The 18,432-nt window shown below is 61.3% G+C and carries 34 protein-coding genes and 2 tRNA genes; 3 read left to right on the top strand and 33 right to left on the bottom strand.

The window, feature by feature from the left end; all coding sequences use genetic code 11:
* Positions 1-110: 110 nt before the first annotated feature.
* Positions 111-575, bottom strand: a complete 465-nt coding sequence (locus ACK5JE_RS04055) for a copper chaperone PCu(A)C (protein ID WP_416800417.1) — start codon at positions 573-575, stop codon at positions 111-113.
* 218 nt (positions 576-793) lie between these two features.
* On the opposite strand from ACK5JE_RS04055, the gene ACK5JE_RS04050 reads away from it, so the two are divergent.
* From ACK5JE_RS04050 to ACK5JE_RS04040, 3 genes are read left to right on the top strand one after another with little or no spacing between them, the layout of a single operon-like run.
* Positions 794-1,972, top strand: coding sequence for an ATP-binding protein (locus ACK5JE_RS04050; protein WP_416800416.1), 1,179 nt, complete (start codon positions 794-796; stop codon positions 1,970-1,972).
* Positions 1,969-2,511, top strand: a complete 543-nt coding sequence (locus ACK5JE_RS04045; RefSeq protein ID WP_416800415.1) for a response regulator transcription factor — start codon at positions 1,969-1,971, stop codon at positions 2,509-2,511. The genes ACK5JE_RS04050 and ACK5JE_RS04045 overlap by 4 nt, the downstream gene beginning before the upstream one ends.
* Positions 2,508-2,897: an RNA-binding S4 domain-containing protein gene (locus tag ACK5JE_RS04040; RefSeq protein ID WP_416800414.1), complete on the top strand. Its 390-nt coding sequence runs from the start codon at positions 2,508-2,510 to the stop codon at positions 2,895-2,897. The genes ACK5JE_RS04045 and ACK5JE_RS04040 overlap by 4 nt, the downstream gene beginning before the upstream one ends.
* A gap of 132 nt (positions 2,898-3,029) precedes the next feature.
* Here ACK5JE_RS04040 and rplQ read toward each other — a convergent pair whose 3' ends face one another.
* From rplQ to ACK5JE_RS03880, 32 genes are all read right to left on the bottom strand, one after another.
* On the bottom strand, positions 3,030-3,437 hold the full coding sequence (gene rplQ, locus ACK5JE_RS04035; protein ID WP_323002461.1) for a 50S ribosomal protein L17: 408 nt from the start codon (positions 3,435-3,437) through the stop codon (positions 3,030-3,032).
* Between the two features lie 26 nt (positions 3,438-3,463).
* Positions 3,464-4,444, bottom strand: coding sequence for a DNA-directed RNA polymerase subunit alpha (locus ACK5JE_RS04030; protein ID WP_416800413.1), 981 nt, complete (start codon positions 4,442-4,444; stop codon positions 3,464-3,466).
* Positions 4,445-4,483: 39 nt separating this feature from the next.
* The gene (gene rpsD, locus ACK5JE_RS04025) at positions 4,484-5,113 is read right to left on the bottom strand and encodes a 30S ribosomal protein S4 (protein ID WP_323002459.1); all 630 of its coding nucleotides are present in this window, start codon (positions 5,111-5,113) and stop codon (positions 4,484-4,486) included.
* A gap of 13 nt (positions 5,114-5,126) precedes the next feature.
* Positions 5,127-5,516 carry a 30S ribosomal protein S11 gene (rpsK, locus tag ACK5JE_RS04020; protein ID WP_144179136.1) on the bottom strand — a complete coding sequence of 130 codons (390 nt, stop codon included), beginning with the start codon at positions 5,514-5,516 and terminating at the stop codon, positions 5,127-5,129.
* Positions 5,517-5,528: 12 nt separating this feature from the next.
* Entirely contained in the window at positions 5,529-5,891 is a 363-nt protein-coding gene (gene rpsM, locus ACK5JE_RS04015) for a 30S ribosomal protein S13 (RefSeq protein WP_323002458.1), read from the bottom strand.
* A gap of 53 nt (positions 5,892-5,944) precedes the next feature.
* A complete protein-coding gene (gene rpmJ / locus ACK5JE_RS04010; RefSeq protein WP_004258276.1) occupies positions 5,945-6,058 on the bottom strand; it encodes a 50S ribosomal protein L36 in 114 nt (37 codons plus the stop codon).
* A 21-nt stretch (positions 6,059-6,079) separates the two neighbouring features.
* A complete protein-coding gene (gene infA, locus ACK5JE_RS04005) occupies positions 6,080-6,298 on the bottom strand; it encodes a translation initiation factor IF-1 (protein ID WP_214360718.1) in 219 nt (72 codons plus the stop codon).
* 7 nt (positions 6,299-6,305) lie between these two features.
* On the bottom strand, positions 6,306-7,631 hold the full coding sequence (gene secY / locus ACK5JE_RS04000; protein WP_416800412.1) for a preprotein translocase subunit SecY: 1,326 nt from the start codon (positions 7,629-7,631) through the stop codon (positions 6,306-6,308).
* A gap of 11 nt (positions 7,632-7,642) precedes the next feature.
* Complete coding sequence (gene rplO, locus ACK5JE_RS03995) at positions 7,643-8,077, bottom strand: 50S ribosomal protein L15 (protein WP_323002457.1); 435 nt, start codon at positions 8,075-8,077, stop codon at positions 7,643-7,645.
* Positions 8,078-8,260 carry a 50S ribosomal protein L30 gene (gene rpmD, locus ACK5JE_RS03990; protein ID WP_323002456.1) on the bottom strand — a complete coding sequence of 61 codons (183 nt, stop codon included), beginning with the start codon at positions 8,258-8,260 and terminating at the stop codon, positions 8,078-8,080.
* A 4-nt stretch (positions 8,261-8,264) separates the two neighbouring features.
* Positions 8,265-8,789 carry a 30S ribosomal protein S5 gene (gene rpsE / locus ACK5JE_RS03985; RefSeq protein WP_323002455.1) on the bottom strand — a complete coding sequence of 175 codons (525 nt, stop codon included), beginning with the start codon at positions 8,787-8,789 and terminating at the stop codon, positions 8,265-8,267.
* 12 nt (positions 8,790-8,801) lie between these two features.
* Positions 8,802-9,158: a 50S ribosomal protein L18 gene (gene rplR / locus ACK5JE_RS03980; RefSeq protein ID WP_416800411.1), complete on the bottom strand. Its 357-nt coding sequence runs from the start codon at positions 9,156-9,158 to the stop codon at positions 8,802-8,804.
* 12 nt (positions 9,159-9,170) lie between these two features.
* On the bottom strand, positions 9,171-9,704 hold the full coding sequence (gene rplF / locus ACK5JE_RS03975; RefSeq protein ID WP_416800410.1) for a 50S ribosomal protein L6: 534 nt from the start codon (positions 9,702-9,704) through the stop codon (positions 9,171-9,173).
* Positions 9,705-9,714: 10 nt separating this feature from the next.
* On the bottom strand, positions 9,715-10,110 hold the full coding sequence (rpsH, locus tag ACK5JE_RS03970; RefSeq protein ID WP_416800409.1) for a 30S ribosomal protein S8: 396 nt from the start codon (positions 10,108-10,110) through the stop codon (positions 9,715-9,717).
* Positions 10,111-10,122: 12 nt separating this feature from the next.
* Positions 10,123-10,428 (bottom strand): 30S ribosomal protein S14, encoded by a 306-nt coding sequence (gene rpsN / locus ACK5JE_RS03965; protein ID WP_323002452.1) that lies wholly within the window; start codon positions 10,426-10,428, stop codon positions 10,123-10,125.
* Positions 10,429-10,435: 7 nt separating this feature from the next.
* Positions 10,436-10,975 carry a 50S ribosomal protein L5 gene (rplE, locus tag ACK5JE_RS03960; RefSeq protein ID WP_416800408.1) on the bottom strand — a complete coding sequence of 180 codons (540 nt, stop codon included), beginning with the start codon at positions 10,973-10,975 and terminating at the stop codon, positions 10,436-10,438.
* A 9-nt stretch (positions 10,976-10,984) separates the two neighbouring features.
* Positions 10,985-11,302: a 50S ribosomal protein L24 gene (gene rplX, locus ACK5JE_RS03955; RefSeq protein ID WP_416800407.1), complete on the bottom strand. Its 318-nt coding sequence runs from the start codon at positions 11,300-11,302 to the stop codon at positions 10,985-10,987.
* 9 nt (positions 11,303-11,311) lie between these two features.
* Positions 11,312-11,680 (bottom strand): 50S ribosomal protein L14, encoded by a 369-nt coding sequence (gene rplN, locus ACK5JE_RS03950; protein WP_214360728.1) that lies wholly within the window; start codon positions 11,678-11,680, stop codon positions 11,312-11,314.
* Between the two features lie 131 nt (positions 11,681-11,811).
* Positions 11,812-12,081 (bottom strand): 30S ribosomal protein S17, encoded by a 270-nt coding sequence (gene rpsQ, locus ACK5JE_RS03945; protein ID WP_323002449.1) that lies wholly within the window; start codon positions 12,079-12,081, stop codon positions 11,812-11,814.
* Complete coding sequence (gene rpmC / locus ACK5JE_RS03940) at positions 12,081-12,272, bottom strand: 50S ribosomal protein L29 (protein WP_323002448.1); 192 nt, start codon at positions 12,270-12,272, stop codon at positions 12,081-12,083. Before rpmC ends, rpsQ begins: the two co-directional genes overlap by 1 nt.
* Before the next feature lie 2 nt (positions 12,273-12,274).
* Positions 12,275-12,688, bottom strand: coding sequence for a 50S ribosomal protein L16 (rplP, locus tag ACK5JE_RS03935; protein WP_323002447.1), 414 nt, complete (start codon positions 12,686-12,688; stop codon positions 12,275-12,277).
* Positions 12,688-13,467 carry a 30S ribosomal protein S3 gene (gene rpsC / locus ACK5JE_RS03930; RefSeq protein WP_416800406.1) on the bottom strand — a complete coding sequence of 260 codons (780 nt, stop codon included), beginning with the start codon at positions 13,465-13,467 and terminating at the stop codon, positions 12,688-12,690. The genes rplP and rpsC overlap by 1 nt, the downstream gene beginning before the upstream one ends.
* A gap of 9 nt (positions 13,468-13,476) precedes the next feature.
* Entirely contained in the window at positions 13,477-13,806 is a 330-nt protein-coding gene (rplV, locus tag ACK5JE_RS03925) for a 50S ribosomal protein L22 (RefSeq protein ID WP_214360732.1), read from the bottom strand.
* An 11-nt stretch (positions 13,807-13,817) separates the two neighbouring features.
* Positions 13,818-14,093: a 30S ribosomal protein S19 gene (gene rpsS / locus ACK5JE_RS03920; RefSeq protein WP_416800405.1), complete on the bottom strand. Its 276-nt coding sequence runs from the start codon at positions 14,091-14,093 to the stop codon at positions 13,818-13,820.
* Positions 14,094-14,103: 10 nt separating this feature from the next.
* Positions 14,104-14,931, bottom strand: a complete 828-nt coding sequence (gene rplB / locus ACK5JE_RS03915; protein ID WP_416800404.1) for a 50S ribosomal protein L2 — start codon at positions 14,929-14,931, stop codon at positions 14,104-14,106.
* A 7-nt stretch (positions 14,932-14,938) separates the two neighbouring features.
* Positions 14,939-15,244, bottom strand: a complete 306-nt coding sequence (rplW, locus tag ACK5JE_RS03910) for a 50S ribosomal protein L23 (protein WP_323002444.1) — start codon at positions 15,242-15,244, stop codon at positions 14,939-14,941.
* Entirely contained in the window at positions 15,241-15,864 is a 624-nt protein-coding gene (gene rplD, locus ACK5JE_RS03905; protein ID WP_323002443.1) for a 50S ribosomal protein L4, read from the bottom strand. Before rplD ends, rplW begins: the two co-directional genes overlap by 4 nt.
* On the bottom strand, positions 15,864-16,505 hold the full coding sequence (rplC, locus tag ACK5JE_RS03900) for a 50S ribosomal protein L3 (RefSeq protein WP_416800403.1): 642 nt from the start codon (positions 16,503-16,505) through the stop codon (positions 15,864-15,866). Before rplC ends, rplD begins: the two co-directional genes overlap by 1 nt.
* A 109-nt stretch (positions 16,506-16,614) precedes the next feature.
* Entirely contained in the window at positions 16,615-16,926 is a 312-nt protein-coding gene (gene rpsJ / locus ACK5JE_RS03895) for a 30S ribosomal protein S10 (protein WP_144179113.1), read from the bottom strand.
* A 55-nt stretch (positions 16,927-16,981) separates the two neighbouring features.
* Positions 16,982-18,172 carry an elongation factor Tu gene (gene tuf, locus ACK5JE_RS03890; protein WP_323002431.1) on the bottom strand — a complete coding sequence of 397 codons (1,191 nt, stop codon included), beginning with the start codon at positions 18,170-18,172 and terminating at the stop codon, positions 16,982-16,984.
* A gap of 68 nt (positions 18,173-18,240) precedes the next feature.
* Positions 18,241-18,315 (bottom strand) — tRNA-Thr (locus ACK5JE_RS03885).
* 15 nt (positions 18,316-18,330) lie between these two features.
* Positions 18,331-18,404: transfer RNA gene (locus tag ACK5JE_RS03880), tRNA-Gly, on the bottom strand.
* Positions 18,405-18,432: the final 28 nt, after the last annotated feature.

Raw genomic sequence — 18,432 nt, 5'->3', positions numbered from 1 at the left:
AGCAGCCGTGGCCGGTTGCCCGGCGGCAACAGCGTGTCGAAACGACGTTGATGGCGCCGCCGCCAGCCCTCAAGGCACCGACGGCAGACGCCGCGCCCGGGGGGGCGCGCTCAGTGCGCGCCGTGCTTCATCGCTGGCGATGCCAGGGCACGTACCGGCGCGTCGACCTCGACAGTCTCGCGCGTGCCGTCAGCGCCTTCGAAGGTGAGCGTCATCGGCACTTTCATGCCCGGCGTCAGCGGCGCCGTCAGCCCCATCAACATGATGTGATAACCACCCGGCTTGAGGGCAACCTGCTGCCCCGCCGGCAGGTCGATGCCCTCGACCTGGCGCATCTTCCTGACATCGTTGTCCATGCGCATCTCGTGCACCTCCACGGTGGGGGTGACCGGGCTGCTGGCACCGATCAGGCGCATCGGCTTGGCCGCGGTCAGGCCCATGAACGCACCTGTGGCTTGCTGCGCTGCGACCGTCCCACGCACCCACGGTTCGCTGACGGTCACCTCGCCTGCCATGGCCGCGGTCGCGCTACAGGCCAGCACGGCGGCGGCGATCAGATGTTTGGCGTTCTTCATGCGGTTTTCTCCGGTCGATTTGTCGCGCAAAAGCGTACTCCAATGTGTGCAAACCGGGCTGCGGCAGTTCGCCGCACCGTGCCGTCGCCACGGCGCTTCCGCCATAATGGAACTCGATGCTCAACCATCCGCCCCACCCGTTCAGCCTTCGCCCTCCCCGTCCCGGCGGAAACCCGCTGGCACGGCTCGTCTCTTTGCGCTGGTACACGGTGCTGGTCATGCTGGTACTCGCCGTCGGTGCGGCCCCGGCCCTGAACATCCGCATCCCGGCCGTGCCGATCCTGCTGATCGCAGCCGCACTTGCTCTGTGGAATCTGCTCACCCAACGGTTTGTGCGCCCCAGCGACGATCCCGGCGCATGGAGCCTGTTGCTCGAGTTGCTGATCGACCTGGCGGCCTGGAGCGCTGTGCTCTACCTGAGCGGCGGCGCAACCAATCCGCTCATTTCGCTCTTCCTGCCACTGATTGCCGTCGGCGCCGCCGTGCTGCCGGCGATGCAAACCTGGCTGCTGGCGCTGGTCTCGATCGGCGTCTATTCCCTGCTGTGGATCTACCACCGGCCGCTCGGCCTGGCCGACCCGACCCGCGCCATCGACTGGCACCTGGCGGGCATGTGGGGCACCTTTGCGGTATCGGCGCTGGTAATCACCTGGTATGTCTCGCGGATGACCTCGACCGTGCGCGCACGCGACATGGCGCTGGCACAGGCACGCGAACGCCGGCTGCGCAACGAGCGAATCGTCGCCATGGCCAACCTGGCTGCCGGCGCGGCCCATGAGATGGGCACGCCGCTGGGCACCATGCGCCTGATCGTCGACAACCTGCAGGCCCAGTGCTGCGACGACGCCGAGTGCCGCGAGGATCTCGCCATCATGGCGCAGCAGATCGGGCATTGCCGCGCGATCCTGTCACGCCTGACGGCCTCCGGTGGTCAGGCGCGGGTTGAAGCCGGCGGCGCACTCGAGGTCGCTGACTGGCTGGACGAGCTGGTCATGACCATCGAATCGCAACGCCCCGAGGTGCACATCGACTGCACGGACACATCGCCGCTGTGCGGATTGCGGATGGTGGCAGACCAATCACTGACCCAGGCGGTGCACAATCTCATCAACAACGCCGCCACCGCCTCGCCTGACCGCCGCGTCACCCTTGACGCCCGTCGCGACGGCGAGTGCTTCTGGCTGGATATCCTCGACCGTGGCCCGGGCATTCCTGCCGATATCCTCGACACACTGCATCAGCCCCCCGCCAAACCAGATCCCGGCCGTGGCGGCCTGGGCATCGGCCTGCTGCTCAGTCTCGGCGCCATCGAAGCCTTCGGCGGCACGCTGCACTACGCCGCCCGCGACGGTGGCGGTACCATCACCACCGTCAACCTGCCTCTCCTGAACCCATGACGACACCCGGCATCCAGACCGCCCTGGTCATCGACGACGACCCGGCCTTCAACCGCATCCTGTGCCGGACTCTGGCGCTGCACGGCATCGACTGCGTCGGCGCCCATGACGGCGCCAGCGCACTGCAGGAGATGCGGCGACACCGCCCCGACGCGGTGATCCTCGACCTCAATCTTTCCGGCAGCTCGGGGCTCCCCCTGATCGCGCCGCTGCGCGAGGTGCGCCCAGACACCCGCATTGTGGTGCTCACCGGCTATGCCAGCATCACCACCGCCGTCGACGCCATCAAGCTTGGCGCGCACCAGTATTTGGCCAAACCGGCCGACGCAGAGAGCATTCTGCGCGCACTCACCGACTCTGCCGGCGCGCCGGCAGAGGACACTCCGCTCGAACCGATGTCCGTCGACCGGCTCGAATGGGAGCACATCCAGCGGGTGTTGGCCGAGCATCAGGGCAACATCTCGGCCACCGCACGGGCACTCAAGATGCATCGCCGGACACTGCAGCGCAAACTGTCAAAGCGGCCAGTGCGCGAATGAACAGCGATACCGGAACACGTATCGACAAATGGCTCTGGGCGGCACGCTTTTTCAAGACCCGCGGCCTGGCCAAGGCGGCGATCGAGGGCGGACATGTCCACATCAACGGCGCCCGCGCCAAACCTGCGCGTAACGTGCACACAGGCGACACGCTCGATCTGACAATCGGCGAGCGCAAGATCACCCTCGTCGTTGCCGGCCTGTCGGACACCCGGGGACCGGCCCCGGTCGCGCAGCAACTGTATGCCGAAACGCCGGAGAGCCTCGCGCGAGCTGACGCCGCGCGCGCCGAACGGCGCCTCGGCGCGCCGGCCCGGACCGGCGGTCGCCCGACCAAGCGCGATCGCCGGGCCATCCATCGTTTCAACGAAGGCGCCGACCGATAACCCGCCGCACCACGGGCGCGGGCTGGACGAACCGCGTCGTGACCAGCGCCTCAGAAAGCAAAAACGCCCCGATCGAATCGGGGCGTTTTCCAGACCACAGCCTGCGGGCAACCGCCCGAAGCGGTCAGCGCCTCAAGCAGCTTGCTCTTCAGCAGGCGCTTCGACCGGGGCCGACGCCTCTTCCGGGCGGTCCAGCAGTTCGACGATCGCCATCGGCGCGTTGTCGCCGTCGCGGAAACCGAACTTCAGGATGCGCAGGTAGCCGCCGTTGCGGGTCGCATAGCGCGGGCCCAGCTCGTCAAAGAGCTTGACCACCATGTCGCGATCGCGCAGACGGTCGAAAGCCAGGCGGCGGTTAGCCACGGTCGCTTTCTTGCTCAGCGTGATGAGGGGCTCCACCACCCGGCGCAGTTCCTTCGCCTTGGGGAGAGTCGTCTTGATGACTTCGTGCTGCAGCAGCGCATTCGCCATGTTGCGGAACATTGCCTGGCGGTGTGCACTGGTGCGGTTCAGCTTGCGAAGACCGTTACGGTGACGCATGATCTCGTTCCTTTATCCCTGCCGAATCAACCGAGCTTCTCGAGCCCGGCCGGCGGCCAATTTTCCAACTTCATGCCGAGCGTCAGGCCGCGCGAGGCGAGCACTTCCTTGATCTCGTTGAGCGACTTGCGTCCGAGATTCGGCGTCTTGAGCAGTTCGGTTTCCGTCCGCTGGATCAGGTCACCGATGTAGTAGATGTTCTCTGCCTTGAGGCAGTTCGCCGAGCGAACCGTCAGCTCCAGATCATCCACCGGGCGCAGCAGCACCGGATCGATCGTCGGCGCTTGCGCCGCTTCGACTTCAACCGGCGTCCCTTCCAGGTCTGCGAACACGGACAGCTGATCGACCAGCACGCGCGCGGCAAAGCGGATCGCTTCTTCCGGATCGACCGCACCGTTGGTTTCGATGTCGATCACCAGACGATCGAGGTCGGTACGCTGTTCAACCCGGGCGCTCTCGACCTTGTAGCTCACGCGACGCACCGGGCTGAACGAGGCGTCCAGCACGACATGGCCGATGGCCTTCGATTCGCCATTGGTCGGGCGCTGGTTGGCCGGCTGATAGCCCCGGCCTTCCTCGACCTTGATTTCCATGTCGAGCTTGCCGCCCGGCGCCAGGTGCGCGATCACGAAGTCGGGGTTGATCACCTCGACGTCATGGGTCGTTTCGATGTCGGCCGCGGTCACGACGCCTTCACCGGACTTGGCCAGGCGCAGCGTTGCCTCGGTGCGGTTGTGCATCTTGAGCACGACGCCCTTGAGGTTCAGCAGCAGATCGACAACGTCTTCACGCACACCGTCCAGCGTGGAGTACTCGTGCAGCACGCCCTGAATACTCACTTCAGTCGGTGCACACCCCGGAAGTGACGAGAGCAAAATCCGACGCAGGGCGTTACCGAGCGTGTGTCCGAATCCGCGCTCGAACGGCTCCATCGTGACACGTGCATGCACGGTCGACAGGCTTTGTACGTCAATGATGCGCGGTTTCAGCAGTACATTGCTTTGCATCAGCAGTCCTTGTTTCGCAAATTACGTCAGAAGCCGCAATTAGCGGGAGTAAAGTTCGACGACCAGACCTTCGTTCAGCGTAGCGGGCAGTTCGCTGCGCTGCGGGTAGGCTTTGAACACGCCCTTGCCGGCCTTCACATCGACTTCGATCCACTCGGGGAAACCACGCGACTCGGCGGCTTCCAGAGCGGCCTTGACACGCAGGGTGCCACGAACGCCTTCGGTCACTTCAACGACATCACCCGGACGCACGTTGTAGGACGGGATGTTCACACGCTGACCATTGACCAGCACGCCGTTGTGGCGAACGATCTGGCGAGCTTCGGCACGCGAGACGCCAAAACCCATGCGGTAGGCGACGGAGTCGAGACGGCCTTCGAGCAGCTGGAGCAGGTTTTCACCGGTCTGGCCGCGGCGACGATCTGCCTCGGAATACACTTTGCGGAACTGACGCTCGAGCACGCCGTACAGACGACGGATCTTCTGCTTTTCGCGCAGCTGAACACCGTACCCGGACATGCGCTGACCGGAACGCTGACCGTGCTGACCCGGCGCATAGGCGCGGCGCTCGATGGCGCACTTATCGGTAAAGCACTTCTCGCCTTTCAGGAACAGCTTCTCGCCTTCACGGCGGCACTGGCGGCACTTGGGATCAAGATTGCGGGCCACGTTTTACTCCTTGTTAGATACGGCGCTTTTTGGGCGGCCGGCAACCGTTGTGCGGGATCGGCGTGATATCGGTGATGCTGGTCACCTTGATACCCAGCGCGTTCAGCGCACGCACCGACGACTCACGCCCCGGACCCGGGCCCTTGATGCGCACTTCGACGTTCTTCACGCCGCATTCCTGCGCGGCCTTGCCGGCGGCTTCTGCGGCCACCTGCGCTGCGAACGGAGTGCTCTTGCGCGAGCCCTTGAAACCGGCACCACCGGAAGTGGCCCACGACAAGGCGTTGCCCTGGCGGTCCGTGATGGTGATGATCGTGTTGTTGAAGCTCGCATGAACATGAACGATGCCTTCGGCAACGTTCTTCTTGACCTTCTTGCGAACTTTGGTTGCAGTCTTAGCCATATCTCGTCTCTATCACTTCTTGCCGGCAATTGCCTTGCGCGGTCCCTTGCGGGTGCGGGCGTTAGTGCGGGTCCGCTGACCACGGCACGGCAGACCGCGACGATGGCGCAGCCCACGATAGCAACTCAGGTCCATCAGGCGCTTGATGCTCATCGTGATTTCACGACGCAAATCGCCCTCAACCGAGAACTTGCCTACCTCGTCGCGCAGACGCTCCATATCCGACTCGGTCAAATCCTTGATCTTCGTCGAACGTGCAACACCGGCTGCGTCGCAAATCTTTTGCGCGCGAGTCCGGCCAACCCCGAAGATCGCCGTCAAAGCGATTTCCGCGTGTTTGTGATTGGGAATGTTTACCCCAGCAATACGGGCCATCCGATCACCCCAGAAAGTTAAACCTTAAATTATAGTTGTGATAGCTGTCGCTATCAACCCTGGCGCTGCTTGTGACGCGGATCGGTGCAAATCACACGAACCACGCCCTTGCGGCGAATGATCTTGCAGTTTCGGCAGAGGCGCTTCACTGAAGCCTGAACTCTCATTTCTTTCTCCTGAAGATTCTGTTACTTGGAGCGGAAAACTATCCGCCCCTTGGTCAGATCGTATGGCGTCAATTGCACTGTGACGCGGTCCCCAGGCAGGATCCGAATGTAGTGCATGCGCATCTTCCCGGAAATATGGCCAAGTACTGTGTGGCCATTTTCCAGGCGTACCTTAAACATCGCATTGGGAAGCGTTTCAAGCACCTCCCCCTGCATCTCGATGCCATCTTCCTTCGTCATGGCGCTCTTACCGCATCGGCATTCCCGCACCCTTGAAGTTCGCCTTCTTCAACAGGCTCTCGTACTGGTGCGACATGATGTAAGCCTGAACCTGCGCCATGAAATCCATCGTCACGACAACGATGATCAGCAGCGAGGTCCCCCCGAAATAAAACGGCACGTTCCACTTCAGAATCAGAAACTCAGGAAGCAGACACACCAGCGTGATGTACACCGCACCGGCCATGGTCAATCGCATCAGGATGCGATCGATGTATCGTGCCGTCTGCTCCCCTGGACGAATGCCCGGCACGAACGCACCGCTCTTCTTCAGGTTGTCTGCCGTCTCCCGCGCATTGAAGACCAGCGCGGTGTAGAAGAAGCAGAAAAACACGATGGCAGCGGCGTACAACATGACGTAGATCGGCTGTCCCGGCGCCAGGGTGGCGGAAATATCCCGCAACCAGGTCATCCCTTCCGATGCGCCGAACCACTGTCCCAGCGTTGCCGGGAACAGGATGATGCTCGACGCAAAGATCGGGGGAATCACACCCGCCATGTTCAGCTTCAGCGGCAGATGGGAGCTTTGCCCACCGTACACCTTGTTGCCGACCTGACGTTTGGCGTAATTCACCAGGATCTTGCGCTGCCCCCGCTCGACGAACACCACCAGCGCGGTCACCAGCACCACCAGGATGCAGATGAACAGAGCGGTGAAGGGGTGCATCGCGCCGGTTCGCACCAGCTCGAACAAGCCGCCGATCGCGCTCGGCAGGCCAGAAGCAATGCCCGCAAAGATGATGAGCGAAATGCCGTTACCCAGACCCCTTTCGGTGATCTGCTCGCCAAGCCACATCAGGAACATCGTCCCGGTCACCAGCGTCGCCACCGTCACGAAGCGGAACATCAGCCCCGGATCGAGGACGAGGCCTGGCTGCCCTTCGAGCGCGACCGAAATACCAACCGCCTGAAACAGTGCCAGCCCCAGGGTGCCGTAGCGCGTGTATTGCGTGATCTTGCGCCGCCCCGCCTCACCTTCCTTCTTCAAGGCTTCGAGTTGCGGCGAGGCCACGCTCATCAGCTGCATGATGATCGATGCAGAGATGTAGGGCATGATCCCGAGCGCGAAGATGGTGAATCTCGACAGCGCACCACCGGAAATCAGGTTGAACACACCCAGAATGCCGCCCTGCTGGGTCTGGAACAGTTCCGCCAAACGCTGCGGATCAATGCCAGGCACAGGGATGTGCGCGCCGATGCGATACACCACCAGCGCCCCCAACAGGAACATCAGTCGGCGACGCAAATCACCAAACTTGCCCTGGTTGCCGAGGGTCGCGGGTTGCTTTGCCACGATCCGCCGCCTTACGCCGCGACGCTGCCGCCGGCAGCCTGAATGGCAGCCAGCGCACCTTTCGTCGCGCCAATGCCGGACAGTTCAACCTTGCGGGTGATGGCGCCAGACAGAATCACTTTTGCCGACAGCGCATCCGCCGGAATGACACCGGCCTGCTTCAGCACCAGCAGGTCGATCTGATCAACCGGCAGTTGCTCGAGCTCGGACAAACGCACCTCGACGTTGCGACCACGCACCAGCGAGATGAAACCGCGCTTCGGCAGGCGGCGTTGAATCGGCATTTGGCCGCCTTCAAAACCGACTTTATGGAAGCCGCCCGAACGGGATTTCTGACCCTTGTGGCCACGACCACCGGTTTTACCCAGGCCGCTGCCAATGCCGCGTCCGACACGCTTGCGTGCGTGCTTGGCGCCTTCGGCCGATTTGATGGTATTGAGTTGCATTTAGCCCTCGCACTTCACCAGATAGGCGACTTTGTTAACCATGCCGCGCACCTCGGGGGTGTCCTGGAGCTCAACCGTGTGGTTGAGACGGCGCAGACCCAGACCGCGCACGGTGGCGCGATGGGATTGCTTGGTTCCGATGACGCTCTTGACGAGCGTAACTTTCACTTTTTTGTCAGCCATGCGCTCACCCAATCAGTTCTTCGACCGTCTTGCCGCGCTTGGCAGCAATCTCGGCCGGCGTGCGAACCGCAAAGAGACCATTCAGCGTGGCACGAACCACGTTGTACGGGTTCGACGAGCCCAGGCACTTGCAGATGATGTCCGTCACGCCCATCACTTCGAAAACGGCACGCATCGGGCCGCCTGCAATGATCCCGGTACCGGAAGGAGCCGGCTGCATGAGAACCGTGGCTGCGCCATGCTTGCCGACGACCGCGTGATGCAGGGTGCCGTTCTTCAGCGACACCTTGGCCATCTTGCGACGAGCCTCATCCATTGCCTTCTGCACAGCGACCGGCACTTCACGGGACTTGCCCTTGCCCATGCCGACTGCGCCATCGCCATCGCCAACGACCGTCAGCGCGGCAAAGCCGAGGATCCGACCACCCTTGACAACCTTGGTGACGCGGTTGATCGCCACCATTTTTTCGCGAAAGGAATCATCGCGTTCTTCGGCTGCCGGGGCGCGTTTGGTTTGCTGTTTCGCCATTGCTAACCTCGCTTAGAACTTGAGGCCGGCTTCGCGAGCCGCCTCTGCCAGCGCCTTGACGCGGCCGTGATAGTGGAAGCCGGCACGATCGAACGCGACGGTCTCGATCCCCGCGGCCTTCGCGCGCTCAGCAATGGTCTTGCCAACCGCAACTGCAGCCGCCACATTGCCCCCGTTGGACGCGTCGCCGCGCACGGCAGCCTCGACCGTGGATGCTGCCGCCAGAACACGGGAGCCGCAGCCCGAAATGATCTGCGCATAGATGTGCAGGTTCGAACGGAACACCGTCAGTCGAACAGCTTTCAGCTCGGAGATTTTGGCTCGGGTTTTGCGAGCCCGACGCACACGCGTCGCTTTCTTGTTCATCATGACAAACGGCCCTTACTTCTTCTTGGTTTCGCGGATGACCACCACCTCGTCGGCATACCGAACACCCTTGCCCTTGTAGGGCTCCGGAGCACGATAGGCACGCACTTCAGCGGCGATCTGTCCAACCAGTTGCTTGTCGACACCCTTGATCAGCACCTCGGTCTGGGTCGGCGTTTCCACCTTCACACCAGCAGGCATCTGATGGACGACCGGGTGCGAAAACCCGAGACTGAGATTCAGCTTGTCGCCCTGCGCCTGGGCACGATAGCCCACGCCAACCAAGGTCAGCTTGCGCTCGAAGCCCTTCGTCACGCCCTGCACCATGTTGGCCACCAGCGAACGCATGGTGCCCGACATCGCACGACCCTCAACCTGGCCCTCAATGGCGGAGCATTGGATAGCGCCGTCATTGAGCGACACCGACACCGCCGGATGGAGCGTGCGCGTCATCAGCCCCAGCGGACCCTTGACGGTAATGCTGCTTGCGTCGATCTTGACATCCACACCCTGGGGCACGGACACCGGATTCTTTGCTACTCGCGACATGTCCGCCTCCTTACGCCACGATGCAGATGACTTCACCACCGACGCGGCTGGCGCGTGCGGCACGATCAGTCATCACACCTTTCGGCGTCGAAACAATCGCAACGCCCAGGCCGTTCATCACGCGGGGCAGATCCTGGCTGCCTTTGTACACCCGCAGGCCCGGCTTCGAAATGCGCTCGATGCGCTCGATCACCGGCGCCCCTGCGTAGTACTTCAGGGCCACATCCAACTCGGGCTTGCCGTCAGCTTCGCGAACCGCGAAACCGTCGATGTAGCCTTCTTCTTGCAAGACCTTGGCAATCGCCACCTTCAACTTGGAAGAGGGCATCACCACAGTCGCCTTTTGCGCCTGCTGACCGTTACGGATGCGGGTCAACATATCGGCGATCGGATCAGACATACTCATCTTCGTCTCTCCTTACCAACTCGCCTTGGTCATACCCGGCACCTCACCACGGAAAGCGACTTCCCGAAGCTTGTTGCGACACAGACCGAATTTACGGAACACACCCCGCGGACGACCCGTCAGGCTGCAACGATTACGACCGCGCGTCGGATTCGCGTTACGCGGCAACTGCTGAATTTTCAGCCGAGCCGTCATACGCTCTTCGTCCGACAAGCTGCTGTCGTTGACTTGCGCTACCAGCGCGGCACGCTTGGCGGCGTATTTCGCCACCAGCTTGCGACGCTTTTCTTCGCGATTGATCAGAGCCAGTTTCGCCATATCGCCCTCAATTCTTGAACGGAAACTTGAACGCCGCCAGGAGCGCTCGCGCCTCTGCGTCAGTCTTCGCGGTTGTCGTTATACTGACGTTCATGCCACGCAGGGCATCAACTTTGTCGTATTCGATTTCCGGAAAAATAATCTGCTCTTTGACGCCGACGTTGTAGTTGCCGCGACCGTCAAAGCCCTTCGCAGCGACACCACGGAAGTCGCGCACTCGCGGCAGCGCCACGGTGACAAAACGATCCAGGAATTCGAACATGCGGGGACCACGCAGCGTCACCATGCAGCCGATCGGGTAGCCATCACGAATCTTGAAGCCAGCGATCGACTTGCGCGCCCGGGTCACCACCGGCTTCTGACCGGCCACCTTGGCCATGTCGCCCACCGCGAACTCGAGAATCTTCTTGTCGCCAACCGCCTCACCGACACCCATGTTCAGGGTGATCTTCGTGATTCGCGGAACCTCCATCACCGACTTGTAGCCAAACTGCTTGACCAAGCCAGGAACGACGGTTTCCTTGTAGAAATCTTGCAAGCGTGCCATCGCGTTTCCTTAAGCGTCGACCAGTTCGCCGTTGGACTTGAACACGCGCACTTTGCGACCGTCCTCAAGCACCTTAACCCCAACGCGATCCCCTTTCTGGGCCGCCGGGTTAAACAGCGCAACATTGGAAACATGGATCGGCATGTCCTTCTCGACGATGCCACCCACCTCACCTTTCATGGGGTTCGGGCGAACGTGCTTCTTGACACGATTGACACCCTCCACCACCACCAGCTCGGCATCCACCCGACGCAGCACAACGCCACGACGACCACGATCCTTGCCAGCCAGAACGACGACTTCGTCGCCGGTACGAATCTTCTTCATGACCGCTCCTTACAGAACTTCAGGCGCGAGCGAAACGATCTTCATGAAGCGCTCGGTACGCAGCTCGCGCGTCACCGGCCCGAAGATACGCGTCCCGATCGGCTCCAGCTTGGAGTTCAGCAAGACCGCCGCATTGCCATCGAATTTGATCAACGCACCATCCGAACGGCGAACACCCTTCGCAGTACGCACGACCACCGCGCTATACACATCGCCTTTCTTGACACGACCACGAGGCACAGCCTCCTTGATCGCGACCTTGATGATGTCACCCACCCCGGCGTAGCGACGCTTGGAGCCGCCCAACACCTTGATGCACATCACCGAACGCGCGCCGGAGTTATCGGCGACGTTCAGCACCGTTTGCATTTGAATCATGAGTTTTACACTCCAACTTGGCCCGCCATGCGGTCAGTCTTGGAACCCGTACGGGTTTTAGTGCTCGGAAGAGCAAAGAAGCGGAATTATAGTGGCTTGTCAATTCGTTGACAAGCCACTATCGCCATTTTTTAAATGACGCGCGCCTTTTCGAGGACTTTCGAGACTTTCCAGTTCTTCGAGCGCGAGATCGGGCGGCATTCTTCAATCTCCACCAGGTCGCCAGCGCCGGCCACGCTATCTTCATCGTGCGCGTGGTACTTCGCCGAGCGCATGATGATCTTGCTGTACAACGGATGCTTGACGCGACGCTCAACCAGCACCGTCACCGTTTTCTGCATCTTGTCGCTAACCACCTTGCCCACCAGGGTGCGCGAGGTCTTTACCGTTTCCTGAGTCATTACTGAGCCGCCTTTTCACGCAGAAGGGTCCGGATGCGCGCGATGTCGCGACGCACCTTGCCAAGCTGGCTGGTATTGGTCAGTTGCTGAGTTGCCAGCTGCATGCGCAGGCTGAACTGCGCCTTCAGCAACTCGAGCATTTCCTTGTTAAGTTCTTCAACGCTCTTCGCGCGGAGTTCACTTGCTTTCATGATTACCCCACATGCCGTGTGACGAACGTGGTCGCAAACGGCAGCTTCGCCGCTGCAAGGCGGAACGCCTCGCGCGCCAGGGACTCGTCAACACCGTCCATTTCGTACAACACCTTGCCCGGCTGAATCTCGGCAACATAGTATTCCGGGTTGCCTTTACCCGAGCCCATCCGCACTTCGGCGGGCTTGCGGCTGATCGGCTTATCCGGGAACACACGAATCCAGATGCGGCCGCCCCGCTTGATGTGACGGGTCATCGCACGACGTGCAGATTCGATCTGGCGTGCCGTCAGGCGGCCGCGACCGGTGGCCTTCAGGCCGAACTCGCCAAAGCTGACCTTGGCGCCGCGCGTGGCCAGGCCGGTGTTACGGCCTTTCTGTTCTTTGCGGTACTTTCTTCTTTTCGGCTGAAGCATTATTCACTCCTGCTCTCAGTGCCAGCATCGCCACCGGACTCGGCGCGACGCGGCGCGCGACGCTGACCACGGTTGTCGCCGTCATTGCGACCTCCACGGCGTGCGCGACGCGGTTCATTTTCCGGCTCGCTCGCTGCGGGCTGCTCGTTGCGGCCCAGCATTTCGCCCTTGTAAACCCAGACCTTGATCCCCGAGATGCCGTAGGTAGTCTTGGCTTCCGAAACACCGTAATCGATGTTGGCGCGCAGGGTGTGCAGCGGCACGCGACCTTCGCGATACCACTCGGTACGGGCGATTTCTGCACCGTTCAGGCGGCCCGAGCTCATGATCTTGATGCCCTGAACGCCAAGACGCATGGCGTTCTGGATCGCGCGCTTCATGGCGCGACGGAACATGATCCGACGCTCAAGCTGCTGGGCGATCGAGTCGGCGATCAGTTGCGCATCGGTTTCCGGCTTGCGCACTTCTTCGATGTTCACGTGCACCGGCACGCCGATCATTTTCTGCAGGTCGGCCTTCAGGCGCTCGATGTCCTCGCCTTTCTTGCCGATGACCACACCAGGACGTGCGCTGAACAGCGTAATCCGGGCGTTCTTGGCAGGACGCTCGATCAGCACGCGGCCAACCGATGCATGCGCCAGGCGCTTCTTCAGGAAAGCACGCACCTCGAGGTCGTCCGCCAGAGTCTTGGCGAAGTCCTTCTTGGATGCATACCAGCGGGCGGTCCAGTCGCGGGTGACTGCGAGACGGAACCCGGTAGGATGAATTTTCTGACCCATGAGTTCCCCTCAGTTCCCGACCGTCACGAACACGTGACACGTCGGCTTCAGAATACGATTGCCTCGACCTTTGGCGCGCGCGGTAAAACGCTTCAGCGTCATACCTTCTTCAACGTGAATCGTCTTCACCTTGAGCTCGTCAATGTCAGCGCCGTCATTGTGCTCGGCGTTCGCAATCGCGGACTCGACCACCTTCTTGATGATCTGTGCGCCTTTCTTCGGGGAAAACGCCAGAATGTTCAGCGCCTGCTCCACCGGTTTGCCGCGGACCTGGTCTGCCACCAAGCGCCCTTTCTGGGCACTGAGACGGACGCCGCGGAGGATGGCTTTGGTTTCCATTCCAATACTCCTTAACGTTTCGCCTTCTTGCTGGCGAGATGGCCCTTGAACGTACGCGTCAGGGCGAATTCGCCAAGTTTGTGGCCGACCATGTTTTCCGACACATACACCGGCACGTGCTGACGGCCGTTATGCACGGCAATCGTCAGACCGACGAAATCCGGCAAAACCGTCGAACGGCGCGACCAGGTCTTGATCGGGCGCTTGTCGTTGCTACCCCGCGCCGCGTCCACCTTCTTCATCAGGTGAGCGTCGACGAACGGGCCTTTTTTCAGAGAGCGAGTCATCCGTTACCCCTTAACGCTTTTTGCGGCGCTGAACAATCATCGAGTCGGTACGCTTGTTGTTACGCGTCCGATAGCCCTTGGCCGGCGTGCCCCACGGGCTGACCGGCACACGGCCCTCACCCGTACGACCTTCACCACCACCGTGCGGGTGATCGACCGGGTTCATGACCACGCCACGAACCGTCGGACGGATACCGCGCCAACGGTTGGCACCGGCCTTGCCGATCTTGCGCAGCGAATGCTCGCCATTGCCCACTTCGCCGACAGTCGCGCGGCACTCGACGTGCACACGACGGATTTCACCGGAACGCAGACGCAGCTGAGCGTACGAACCCTCACGCGCCAGCAGCTGCACGGAAGCGCCGGCCGAGCGCGCCAGCTGGGCACCCTTGCCAGGCTGCATCTCGATGCAGTGGATCACGGTACCGACCGGGATATTCCGGATCGGAAGCGCGTTGCCGGACTTGATGGGCGCCTCGGAACCGCTGACGACTTCCTGGCCGACTTCAACATTGCGCGGTGCGATGATGTAGCGGCGCTCGCCATCGGCGTAGCACAGCAGCGCGATGTGAGCAGAGCGGTTCGGGTCGTACTCGATACGCTCGACCTTCGCCACGATACCGTCCTTGTTGCGACGGAAATCGACCACGCGATAGTGCTGCTTGTGACCACCACCCTGGTGACGCACCGTGATGCGGCCCGCATTGTTGCGGCCGGCATTCTTCGATTGCTTCTCGACCAGTGCGGCGTGCGGACGGCCTTTGTACAGCTCTTTATTGACAACCTTGACAACCGCGCGACGACCAGCGGATGTCGGCTTAACTTTTACCAACGCCATAGCTCAGTCACTCCCCAGCCGCGAAGTTGATTTCCTGGCCAGGCTGCAAGCAGACGAATGCCTTCTTCCAACCCTTGCGCTGACCGGTAATCTTGCCGAAGCGCTTGACCTTACCCTTGACGTTCGTAGTCTGGACCGACTTCACCTTCACATTGAAGAGCGCCTCGACGGCTGCCTTCACTTCCGGCTTGGTTGCGTCGGAAACGACACGGAACACCACCTGCTCATTCTTGTCGGCGATATAGGTCGCCTTTTCGGAGATCTGCGGTGCGAGCAGCACCTTCAGCAGACGCTCTTGCTTGAGCTGACTCATTGCCACACCTCCTGCATCTTCGCCAGCGCACCCTTGGTCACGACAACCTGCGGGAAACGCACCAGCGACACCGGATCCGCCTCGGTCACCTCGAGCACCAGCACATCGCGCAAGTTGCGCGACGCCAGGAAGAGGTTCTCGCTCAGCTCATCGGTGATCACCAGCACCGAATCCACAAACCCCATGCCCTTGAGCTTCTCAGCCACCAGACGCGTCTTCGGCGCCTCCAGCGAGAAATCATCAACCACGGAGATGCGGCCTTCGCGCGCCAACTGCGAGAGGATCGACGCCACGCCGGCGCGATACATCTTGCGGTTCACCTTCTGCGAGAAGTTCTCGTCGGGCTTGTTCGGGAAAATCCGACCACCCCCACGCCACAGCGGGCTCGAGGCCATACCGGCACGAGCACGACCCGTCCCTTTCTGACGCCACGGCTTGCGCGTCGACTTGGCGATCTCGGAGCGCCCTTTCTGGGCACGATTACCGGAACGCGCATTGGCCATGTAAGCCACGACGACCTGATGAATCAGCGCCTCGTTGTACTCACGGCCGAACAGCACATCCGACACTTGAATCGTTTCGGCAGCCTGACCCTGCTCGTTAAGAAGCTTGAGTTCCATTACGCCCCCTTGACCGCCGGCCGGACCACCACATCACCGCCCCGGGCACCCGGAACAGCACCCTTGACCAGCAGCAGCTGGCGCTCGGCATCGACGCGAACCACTTCCAGGTTCTGCATGGTGCGCTGCACATCACCCATGTGGGCAGCCATGCGCTTACCCGGCAGCACGCGACCAGGATCCTGCGCCTGACCGATCGAACCGGCCGAGTTGTGCGACACCGAGTTACCGTGGGATGCACGGTTAGAAGAGAAGTTGTGACGCTTGATGGCGCCAGCAAAACCCTTACCGATAGAGGTTCCGATGACATCGACCTTCTGACCGACACCGAACATGTCAACCGTCAGCACATCGCCCGGCTTAACGCCGTCGAGCGCCGAAGCGTCAACACGGAATTCCTGAAGGAGCCGACTGGCTTCAACACCAGCTTTGGCAAGATGACCCGCGAGCGGTTTGCCCACACGACTAGCACGACGCTTGCCGAAGGCAACCTGGACGGCGGTGTAGCCGTCGGTCTCAGCGGTCTTGATCTGGCTAACGCGATTGTCGGACATGTCAAGCACGGTCACCGGGATGGTTTGACCATCGTCGGTGAATATGCGAGTCATGCCGACCTTGCGACCTACAAGGCCTAGACTCATTTTATTCTCCCAAATCCCGGTTGCGATTGACCGGGGCCGTAAAGATTTTGCGCGAAAAACGCAAGGGCCGGATTATACCGGCCCAAGCGCACAGAACACAAGCCAAGAATTACTGCAACTTGATTTCCACGTCGACGCCGGCGGGCAGATCGAGTTTCATCAGGGCGTCAACCGTCTTTTCCGTCGGATCAACAATGTCCATCAGGCGCTGATGCGTACGGATTTCGAACTGGTCACGCGAGGCCTTGTTGACGTGCGGCGAACGCAGCACGTCATAACGCTCGATGCGGGTGGGCAGCGGCACGGGGCCACGAACCACAGCGCCGGTACGCTTGGCCGTCTCGACAATCTCGAGCGCCGACTGGTCGATCAGACGATAGTCGAAGGCCTTCAGGCGAATACGGATTTTTTGGCTTTGCATAGTAGATTCCAAAGAGCGAGGGCGACGCGGCATGCGCCGCCCGGAACATTGTTGATTACTCGATGACCTTGGCAACCACGCCGGCGCCGACGGTACGGCCACCTTCGCGGATGGCGAAGCGCAGACCTTCTTCCATGGCGATCGGGGCGATCAGTTTGACGGTGATCGACACGTTGTCGCCCGGCATGACCATCTCGGTGCCTTCGGGCAGCGAGATCGAACCGGTCACGTCCGTGGTACGGAAGTAGAACTGCGGACGGTAGTTGGCGAAGAACGGGGTGTGACGGCCGCCTTCTTCCTTCGACAGCACATACACTTCTCCCGTGAAGTGGGTGTGCGGCTTGATCGAACCCGGCTTGCACAGCACCTGGCCACGCTCGACGTCCTCACGCTTGGTGCCGCGCAGCAGCACGCCGACGTTGTCGCCAGCCTGACCCTGATCGAGCAGCTTGCGGAACATCTCGACGCCGGTGCAGATGGTCTTGACGGTATCCTTGATGCCGACGATTTCGATTTCTTCGCCAACCTTGACGATGCCGCGCTCGACACGACCGGTCACCACGGTACCGCGACCGGAGATCGAGAACACGTCTTCGATCGGCAGCAGGAAGGGCTTGTCGATGGCACGCTCGGGGGTCGGGATGTACGAATCGAGCGCAGCGGCCAGTTCGAAGATCGCCGGCTCGCCGATCGGGCTCTGGTCGCCTTCGAGGGCTTTCAGGGCCGAACCCTTGACGATGGGCACATCATCACCCGGGAAGTCGTACTTGGACAGCAGCTCGCGCACTTCCATCTCGACCAGCTCGAGCAGCTCTTCGTCGTCGACCATGTCGCACTTGTTCAGGAAGACGATGATGTACGGCACGCCAACCTGACGGGCCAGCAGGATGTGCTCGCGGGTCTGGGGCATCGGGCCGTCAGCGGCCGAGCACACCAGGATCGCGCCGTCCATCTGCGCAGCACCGGTAATCATGTTCTTGACGTAGTCAGCGTGACCCGGGCAATCCACATGGGCGTAGTGACGGGTTTCCGTCTCGTACTCGACGTGCGCGGTGTTGATCGTGATACCGCGAGCCTTTTCTTCCGGCGCGCTGTCGATCGACGCGTAGTCCTTGGCTTCACCACCGAACTTCTTCGACAGAATCGTCGTGATCGCTGCCGTCAGCGTGGTCTTGCCGTGGTCGACGTGACCAATCGTGCCGACGTTGACGTGCGGCTTCGTCCGTTCAAACTTACCCTTAGCCATATCGATACCTCTGTTCGAAATCAGGAATACGCGCTACACAATTCACGCTGGCGACACCAAGAAAAACCTGGTGCCCATGGGCAGGATTGAACTGCCGACCTCTCCCTTACCAAGGGAGTGCTCTGCCACTGAGCTACATGGGCGCACCACATAAACCATGGAGCGGGTGAAGGGAATCGAACCCTCGTCGTAAGCTTGGAAGGCTTCTGCTCTACCATTGAGCTACACCCGCGGTTCGGATCCCTGCCGACTCCCCTGTC

It is taken from the genome of Castellaniella sp. (assembly GCF_047971665.1).
Classification (GTDB): domain Bacteria; phylum Pseudomonadota; class Gammaproteobacteria; order Burkholderiales; family Burkholderiaceae_B; genus Castellaniella.
This window is presented reverse-complemented; position numbering and strand designations above follow the sequence as displayed.

Excerpts from the sequence above, each read along its gene's own strand:
- rplW (WP_323002444.1), bottom strand. The coding sequence starts at position 15,244 with ATGAGTCAGCTCAAGCAAGAGCGTCTGCTGAAGGTGCTGCTCGCACCG.
- rpsS (WP_416800405.1), bottom strand. The coding sequence starts at position 14,093 with ATGACTCGCTCTCTGAAAAAAGGCCCGTTCGTCGACGCTCACCTGATG.
- rplC (WP_416800403.1), bottom strand. The coding sequence starts at position 16,505 with ATGAGTCTAGGCCTTGTAGGTCGCAAGGTCGGCATGACTCGCATATTC.
- rplR (WP_416800411.1), bottom strand. The coding sequence starts at position 9,158 with ATGATGAACAAGAAAGCGACGCGTGTGCGTCGGGCTCGCAAAACCCGA.
- rpmJ (WP_004258276.1), bottom strand. The coding sequence starts at position 6,058 with ATGAGAGTTCAGGCTTCAGTGAAGCGCCTCTGCCGAAACTGCAAGATC.
- ACK5JE_RS04045 (WP_416800415.1), top strand. The coding sequence starts at position 1,969 with ATGACGACACCCGGCATCCAGACCGCCCTGGTCATCGACGACGACCCG.
- rplF (WP_416800410.1), bottom strand. The coding sequence starts at position 9,704 with ATGTCGCGAGTAGCAAAGAATCCGGTGTCCGTGCCCCAGGGTGTGGAT.
- rplP (WP_323002447.1), bottom strand. The coding sequence starts at position 12,688 with ATGCTTCAGCCGAAAAGAAGAAAGTACCGCAAAGAACAGAAAGGCCGT.
- rplN (WP_214360728.1), bottom strand. The coding sequence starts at position 11,680 with ATGATTCAAATGCAAACGGTGCTGAACGTCGCCGATAACTCCGGCGCG.
- rpmC (WP_323002448.1), bottom strand. The coding sequence starts at position 12,272 with ATGAAAGCAAGTGAACTCCGCGCGAAGAGCGTTGAAGAACTTAACAAG.
- rpsQ (WP_323002449.1), bottom strand. The coding sequence starts at position 12,081 with ATGACTCAGGAAACGGTAAAGACCTCGCGCACCCTGGTGGGCAAGGTG.
- rpsN (WP_323002452.1), bottom strand. The coding sequence starts at position 10,428 with ATGGCGAAACTGGCTCTGATCAATCGCGAAGAAAAGCGTCGCAAGCTG.
- rpmD (WP_323002456.1), bottom strand. The coding sequence starts at position 8,260 with ATGGCTGACAAAAAAGTGAAAGTTACGCTCGTCAAGAGCGTCATCGGA.
- ACK5JE_RS04055 (WP_416800417.1), bottom strand. The coding sequence starts at position 575 with ATGAAGAACGCCAAACATCTGATCGCCGCCGCCGTGCTGGCCTGTAGC.
- ACK5JE_RS04050 (WP_416800416.1), top strand. The coding sequence starts at position 794 with ATGCTGGTACTCGCCGTCGGTGCGGCCCCGGCCCTGAACATCCGCATC.
- rplX (WP_416800407.1), bottom strand. The coding sequence starts at position 11,302 with ATGAAGAAGATTCGTACCGGCGACGAAGTCGTCGTTCTGGCTGGCAAG.
- rpsJ (WP_144179113.1), bottom strand. The coding sequence starts at position 16,926 with ATGCAAAGCCAAAAAATCCGTATTCGCCTGAAGGCCTTCGACTATCGT.
- rpsC (WP_416800406.1), bottom strand. The coding sequence starts at position 13,467 with ATGGGTCAGAAAATTCATCCTACCGGGTTCCGTCTCGCAGTCACCCGC.
- rpsM (WP_323002458.1), bottom strand. The coding sequence starts at position 5,891 with ATGGCCCGTATTGCTGGGGTAAACATTCCCAATCACAAACACGCGGAA.
- rplV (WP_214360732.1), bottom strand. The coding sequence starts at position 13,806 with ATGGAAACCAAAGCCATCCTCCGCGGCGTCCGTCTCAGTGCCCAGAAA.
- ACK5JE_RS04040 (WP_416800414.1), top strand. The coding sequence starts at position 2,508 with ATGAACAGCGATACCGGAACACGTATCGACAAATGGCTCTGGGCGGCA.
- rpsE (WP_323002455.1), bottom strand. The coding sequence starts at position 8,789 with ATGGCGAAACAGCAAACCAAACGCGCCCCGGCAGCCGAAGAACGCGAT.
- rplD (WP_323002443.1), bottom strand. The coding sequence starts at position 15,864 with ATGGAACTCAAGCTTCTTAACGAGCAGGGTCAGGCTGCCGAAACGATT.
- rplO (WP_323002457.1), bottom strand. The coding sequence starts at position 8,077 with ATGCAACTCAATACCATCAAATCGGCCGAAGGCGCCAAGCACGCACGC.
- rplB (WP_416800404.1), bottom strand. The coding sequence starts at position 14,931 with ATGGCGTTGGTAAAAGTTAAGCCGACATCCGCTGGTCGTCGCGCGGTT.
- rpsH (WP_416800409.1), bottom strand. The coding sequence starts at position 10,110 with ATGAGTATGTCTGATCCGATCGCCGATATGTTGACCCGCATCCGTAAC.
- rplQ (WP_323002461.1), bottom strand. The coding sequence starts at position 3,437 with ATGCGTCACCGTAACGGTCTTCGCAAGCTGAACCGCACCAGTGCACAC.
- rpsK (WP_144179136.1), bottom strand. The coding sequence starts at position 5,516 with ATGGCTAAGACTGCAACCAAAGTTCGCAAGAAGGTCAAGAAGAACGTT.
- infA (WP_214360718.1), bottom strand. The coding sequence starts at position 6,298 with ATGACGAAGGAAGATGGCATCGAGATGCAGGGGGAGGTGCTTGAAACG.
- rplE (WP_416800408.1), bottom strand. The coding sequence starts at position 10,975 with ATGGCACGCTTGCAAGATTTCTACAAGGAAACCGTCGTTCCTGGCTTG.
- ACK5JE_RS04030 (WP_416800413.1), bottom strand. The coding sequence starts at position 4,444 with ATGCAAAGCAATGTACTGCTGAAACCGCGCATCATTGACGTACAAAGC.
- tuf (WP_323002431.1), bottom strand. The coding sequence starts at position 18,172 with ATGGCTAAGGGTAAGTTTGAACGGACGAAGCCGCACGTCAACGTCGGC.